General features: G+C 56.8%; 10 protein-coding genes. All 10 read right to left on the reverse strand.

Annotated elements, in window-relative coordinates:
• The coding region (locus ACP7A4_RS22665) for a hypothetical protein (RefSeq protein ID WP_426248448.1) at positions 1-241 on the reverse strand (241 nt) is incomplete at its 3' end.
• Between the two features lie 78 nt (positions 242-319).
• Positions 320-781 (reverse strand): hypothetical protein, encoded by a 462-nt coding sequence (locus tag ACP7A4_RS22670; protein WP_426248449.1) that lies wholly within the window; start codon positions 779-781, stop codon positions 320-322.
• Entirely contained in the window at positions 778-1,020 is a 243-nt protein-coding gene (locus ACP7A4_RS22675; RefSeq protein WP_426248450.1) for a hypothetical protein, read from the reverse strand. Before ACP7A4_RS22675 ends, ACP7A4_RS22670 begins: the two co-directional genes overlap by 4 nt.
• 2 nt (positions 1,021-1,022) lie before the next feature.
• Positions 1,023-1,691: a lambda exonuclease family protein gene (locus ACP7A4_RS22680; protein ID WP_426248452.1), complete on the reverse strand. Its 669-nt coding sequence runs from the start codon at positions 1,689-1,691 to the stop codon at positions 1,023-1,025.
• Positions 1,688-2,668, reverse strand: a complete 981-nt coding sequence (locus ACP7A4_RS22685) for a RecT family recombinase (protein WP_426248453.1) — start codon at positions 2,666-2,668, stop codon at positions 1,688-1,690. The genes ACP7A4_RS22680 and ACP7A4_RS22685 overlap by 4 nt, the downstream gene beginning before the upstream one ends.
• Positions 2,669-2,723: 55 nt before the next feature.
• The gene (locus ACP7A4_RS22690; protein WP_426248454.1) at positions 2,724-3,854 is read right to left on the reverse strand and encodes a hypothetical protein; all 1,131 of its coding nucleotides are present in this window, start codon (positions 3,852-3,854) and stop codon (positions 2,724-2,726) included.
• Between the two features lie 57 nt (positions 3,855-3,911).
• Positions 3,912-4,139, reverse strand: a complete 228-nt coding sequence (locus ACP7A4_RS22695) for a hypothetical protein (protein WP_426248456.1) — start codon at positions 4,137-4,139, stop codon at positions 3,912-3,914.
• Positions 4,136-4,387 carry a hypothetical protein gene (locus tag ACP7A4_RS22700; RefSeq protein ID WP_426248457.1) on the reverse strand — a complete coding sequence of 84 codons (252 nt, stop codon included), beginning with the start codon at positions 4,385-4,387 and terminating at the stop codon, positions 4,136-4,138. Before ACP7A4_RS22700 ends, ACP7A4_RS22695 begins: the two co-directional genes overlap by 4 nt.
• A 5-nt stretch (positions 4,388-4,392) precedes the next feature.
• Positions 4,393-4,578, reverse strand: a complete 186-nt coding sequence (locus tag ACP7A4_RS22705; protein WP_048365906.1) for a hypothetical protein — start codon at positions 4,576-4,578, stop codon at positions 4,393-4,395.
• A 407-nt stretch (positions 4,579-4,985) separates the two neighbouring features.
• The gene (locus tag ACP7A4_RS22710; RefSeq protein WP_426248458.1) at positions 4,986-5,369 is read right to left on the reverse strand and encodes a LuxR C-terminal-related transcriptional regulator; all 384 of its coding nucleotides are present in this window, start codon (positions 5,367-5,369) and stop codon (positions 4,986-4,988) included.
• Positions 5,370-5,464 lie beyond the last annotated feature (95 nt).

A 5,464-nucleotide genomic window follows, 5' to 3' on the forward strand; every position in this document is an offset into this window, starting at 1 on the left:
TAATCACGATTTCGTGGCGCGGATACCGCAAGAAGCTCATCAGCTCATCGTCGGGCATCAAGTCCATCTTCATGATGGCGATCTGCAAGACTTCGCCGATGATAGGCGTCTGGCCTCGGGCGCAGATCCGCTCTATCGCCTGTTGGATACCCGGCCTGACCTTGTGCCGCAACTCCTTCTCCGCGACAGCCAGCCTCTTCTGCGCAGCCTTTGCCGACCGCTCTTGTGCTGATTTTGCCATGGTCTTCCTCTTCAATTTCGCTGGCAGGCAGTGCGAGCCAAGTTTGACGTTTGCGTTGCTGGATGCGGGCTATGCGCCTCATGCCGCGACCTTTTGCTGGCTCCAAGCACCCACCGCATCGAAGACTCGTGCAGCTTGAGCTTCGTCCAGCGAAACTTCGGCCGGAATAGCAATCCAGCCTGACGCAACTACATGGTTCGGATTGCATTCTGCGAGTAGCGCTTTGTAGGTGGCTTCAATGGCGTCTGTCAGATGCTCGGCGAGGTAAACGCCTTGAGGCGCTATTTCTACTGACTTGGTGTAGCGAGACCCTGGACCATCAACACAATGAGCGCTGAGGTAAACCGTCCAGCGATGCGGGATGTCGCAGACAGCATCTACGACTTTGCGGCCTGTGACGTTCTTGCAGTTTGCCCAGTTGATCAGGCCTTGGTGTCCGCTCGGGTCGATGTTCACTACAGCGACGTGATTCGTGCTCAACAGTGCGCGGCAGGAGCGCTCCATTCGAACGCGGAGGTTGTGAGGTTTTCGCTTGCTCATAGTGAGTCAGCCATTAATCGCAGGGCTTTGCGATCGGCCCACGACAGCGCTTTCGGTTTGCGCTTGAGGACCGTATCAGGGTCTATTTTCTGTGAGCGGGGAGGCGGCAGCGGATTACATGGCAGACTTCGAAGTTGGGCGACCTGACCGCCGGAGGCCAGATACTGGGCGATACGCTTTGATATAGATTCGGCGAGCTGGCGTTGCTGCTCGACCATGCTTAAGTGGTTGCTGATCATGATCAGGCTCCTAAACGATGGGCTTGCGCCCTGGCTTTATCTGCGACTTCATCAACCATACGGTTCAGTTCCAGATTGAACTGGACCAGCTCCTGATGAAGCATCGCGATGTACTCCTCATCGCGCTCAATGGTCTCGATATACAGCCGGCAGTCTTCATCTTGGCGTGGATCGAATGATAGGAAATCCCACCAATCCCGGCCCGTAACGAACATGCAGCCTTGAACCTGCGGCTTATGTTCCTCGGGCATGCCTTCGAGCCAGGTGCGGACGTGGACGGCCTCATTGAATGGGCATTTCGACTCAATACCGCCATCCTCGCCAATCAAGCCGTCCGGCGAGCAGCCCAGCCAGTCGTATTTTGGGTGAACTATGAAGCCCGACTTGATGACGTTGTTACCGGTGAGAATTTCATAGAAGTCGTGGCTCGATTGCTCGACCTCATTCCCCCAGGCCATCGATTTGCTGCTGACCGAATGTTTTGATCTATTGGCCAGACGCTCAAAAGCCAACTCGCGCATGTAGGTGGTACGGGCCGCAAGCGGCTTTCGTTTACCGTGTTTGTCACGGTCGCCCCATGCAATCACATCCTTAAATCGGCTAGCGGTGAGTCGCCCGCTGCGGTCCTGGTGCCACTGCTTGGTGCGCTGAAGGTCTACAGAGACGTTCATTGAGCATCGTCCTGATTGTAGATTTCGGCAACAGCGTCGGCGCTGTCGCTGACAGTTGTGAACTCAGCGTCGATGGTTTGCGCAATAGTCTTCAGTTCGCCATGACGGGTCACGCCAATGGCGCCGCGCTGCTGTGGTTTAAGGGCTTTCCAGGCTTTTTCATAGCCTTCAATACCCTGCTTTTGAGCAATTTTTTTCAGCTGTTCGAAAAGGTCGGAGGTCGCATCTGTCGTGTCGCCCTGGGGTACTGAGGCGGCACCTACGTCAGCAGGCTTTTCGCTTGAAGACCTCTGGGTAACGTCTGTTTCCGGAAGCGTATAGCCGTCGTCCAGCTCTTCGCGTGTGTACACGCCCAGGATCACGTCAGGACAATACAGGCGAGCCCATTTTTTGAGGGCCAGATAGGCGATCTGCTGCTTCGGGTCGTCTGCCCACAGCGTCGAGTTCCGGGTTCGAGCCTGAGTCATTAAGGTGGTCAGTTCGCGCGGGGTATCCTCGCCCACGAACGTAGCCCAAACGCGCACGCCCAACCCTTTCTCGTCATTTATGTTCCAGTTTGGGACGCGGTACTTTTTTGGCTGCCCATGGTCATCCGTTTGTTTTTTGCTCTCTATCTCGCGGAAATTGCCAATGATCTTGTCCCAGTCGCCAAACCACTCGTAGTGGATTCGATCAAGGGTAGGGGCTCGTGTGGTGATGACCGCGTTGACGAGCTGGGCTTCATAGCTCAGTTGGCCGCCGTTGACGATGAAGGTCTTCTGCGCGACTTGGAATGGGTTCATACCCCACTGCATGGACTGCATGATCACTGCCATGCAGTCGGCGGTGTTGCCGTGAAAATGCTTCGGCAGGGTAGTTTTGCCCCCCGCCATGATGCCCGCGAGCTCAGTCATCGACTGCATGCTGTCTCGGTTGAGGATCAGCCCTGTCGGGCTGGTGTCCATGGGTACGGTAGAAATCTGGGTGTGGGCGTTCATCGCTAACTCCATAGCCGACGACTTTGGTCGACCTCCGGGGTGGTATCAGGATTCTTTAGAACGACATGACGCGCAGCCAGGCAGAGGCCTCGTCATTGGTGACGCAGAAGGCCATGGCTACGACCTCGACCACTTCGCTGGCGCTTGGAATGCTCGAGTCAGCGAATGCGTCCGCCGCTGGGTCCGGATCAACTGCCTCTATAACCGCTTGTGCTGGGCCAGTAATCACTGGGGCCGCAAGAACAGCCGCCGCTGGAGCGGGTGCAGCAGCCTGGGCGCGCAGGCGGGCCAGCTCTTCCTGGTCGCGCTGATACTGCGCGTCGCGTTCACGCTGCTGGCGCTGTTGCTCGTCCATGTCGCGACGTTGCTGGTCCAGCTCGTCCTGCTGCTTTTTCAAGCGCAGACGGTCTTCCTCGGCGCGCTGCTTACGCAGTTCTTCAGCTTCAGCGTCGGCGATACGCTGCTTCTCGCGCAGCTCGTCCAGTTCTTTCTGCTGAGCCAGCAACTTGGCAGCAGCCTCTTCTCGTTCGATGGCTGACTTGTGTAGCGCTTCCAACTGGTCGATAGCGTTGTCGCGAGCGATGGTGCCTTCTGCTTCAAACTCGCCGTATTCCTCGGGCAAGATCACCGACTCTTTGACACTCTGCAGAATGATTGAAACGTCGGCAGCGCTACGACTTGCATAAGCGGCAGCAACAGAGCTGAAGCGAGTAATCTTTGCCCGGATTGCTTCGACGCGCTCAAATTCCAAACGCTCGCGCTCCGCCTTGGCGTCAGCTACGCGCTTTTCTTCGGCCTTGATCGCTTCATCGACAGGCATCTCAATCGCAAGCACACGATCCTTTAGTGCCTCGCCGAATTCCTTAACTTGATTGACGCGGGCCTGAGCTTCTTTGACTTTCTGTTGATAAGGGATGAGGGCCGTCTTGGTTGTATTTGCCAAGGCGTAGCGTACGTCGCGGATGTCGACACGAACCTCCTTAGCGTTCGACAAGCCTTCGCTGGTTGAGCAGTCAACGACCAAGCTTGAATAACTTGCCTCCAAGCGCATGATCTGTTCTTCGTGCGGCCGATATTCAGCGATGTCGGTGACGGCAACTTTAGGGACAACGGATTTTTTCGACTCTTCGTTTTCGCTCATTTCGAATGTCTCTTGTGCAAGTGCTTGGTCAGTTTTTTTGGACATGACGATCCCTCGCCGCGCTTGGCGCAGCCTTGAAAGTAGTGTTGTGGGTTGGTGCTGTTAAGCGGCTGAAACGAGTGAGTTGTTGTAAGTGGCGTAGAGCTGATCAATACGCGCCCGGAAGCAGCGATGCTCAGCTTCATCTATTGCCCGCAACATGAAGGCCAAGGTGATGACCGATGTTGCCGCGGCACTGGCGTTGCGGGTGCCAATATTGCGAACAAACTCTTCAATTTCGCCTTCGATCCAGGTAATGGCCGCCTTGTGATCGCGCTCTTGAATATTCATTCTGGTTTTCCCTTCAGGTTCCAGAAAACGGCCATTTGATCTACTGCGGCATTAATGCGCATGGCGAGGGCCTTTCTTTCGGCCAACTCGCGAACCGCGTTATTTACTTGGGCTTGAGACCGCTCTGAAGCAGCGGCTTCGTAGTCATGGAAAGGACCTTGGGCTGGAGTGGCCTTTGGGCGACCCCACGCGTCCATTTTTCGATCCCATTCGCGTGCTTGCGCGCTATCTGCATAGCTGGTCGCCATGGCAGCTACTCCTGCTCAAGTTTGCGTGCATAAGCGCAGGCGGCGTTGTGGTCACGCCGGAAACCCTTCACTTTGTTGGTGCGGGCGTCGACGATGTGGAAGAACTCGCCGCTGACAGGGATTACCCGGTAGCGGGGCGCACATTTAGGTGAAACTGAGCCGACCAGTCCGAGGCTGATCGCTACAGACATGTTTCGGCGCTGGTGCATTGCAAGCGCTATATCACAGTAAGCGCGGTGACTTGGGTTCATGGTCGCCTCCAGGCGTAAACCGCATTAGCCAGATGCCAGGCACGGGTGACCAAGCCTAGCCCTGAGACTGGCCTGGCATCTGCTAATGCGGTCTTTGTGGTTTGAGGGGAGGGTGCAGGCGCCCGGCGCTTCCCGGAATGCGTCGAGTCTGGCCAGCTATGCCCTCGGACTCGCCTGCGGTACCGGTTACGTCTCCGGCGCCGGGTTCCACGGCCGTATTCATTTCGCCAGCGCTCGGTAACAACCGATTCTGGGATTTAATGCAGATGGGCGGTTATAGGGCGCGATTTCGTCCGCATCCCGCTGCCCACTCAGTGAATGGGCAGAAGTGATGCTGCCCGTATTTTTCAGCCGATCAACTCGACCGCTTCGGCGCGGCGTATCAGGTGCAGTTCCGCGAATCGGCGTTCAGTGGGGCGACGGTCGCGGCGGGCCATTTGGTCGTCAGTGGCGGTGTGCATGGCGATCAGACCAGCCAGCAGCAGGCACAGCGGGGTGATGATCTGGCGGCGCATCGCTTCAGCGATCAGTGCGCCTTGGCGGTGAACGCCGAGTTTGAACATGGCGTTGGCCAGTCGCTTCACCACTGTGCCCGGCGCAATGCCGAACACCCGGGCGATCTCTTTGGCGGTGAGCCCTTGTGCGACCGACAGAACAAATTGCAGCTCACGCGGCGCAAGGCCACGGCCGAGGTGGCCTTTCCATGCGCCCTCTACGATTGTCGATTCCATGATGTTTTCTCGGTTGTTTTCCCATCTGGCCCTGTTGCCAAGGCCAGCCAGCGAAATCAGATGATTGCCGTCATCGTTTGGGAGCCGTCTCCATG

The sequence above is a fragment of the Pseudomonas sp. TWR3-1-1 genome (genome assembly GCF_049896545.1).
Taxonomy (GTDB): Bacteria; Pseudomonadota; Gammaproteobacteria; order Pseudomonadales; family Pseudomonadaceae; genus Aquipseudomonas; species Aquipseudomonas weihenstephanensis.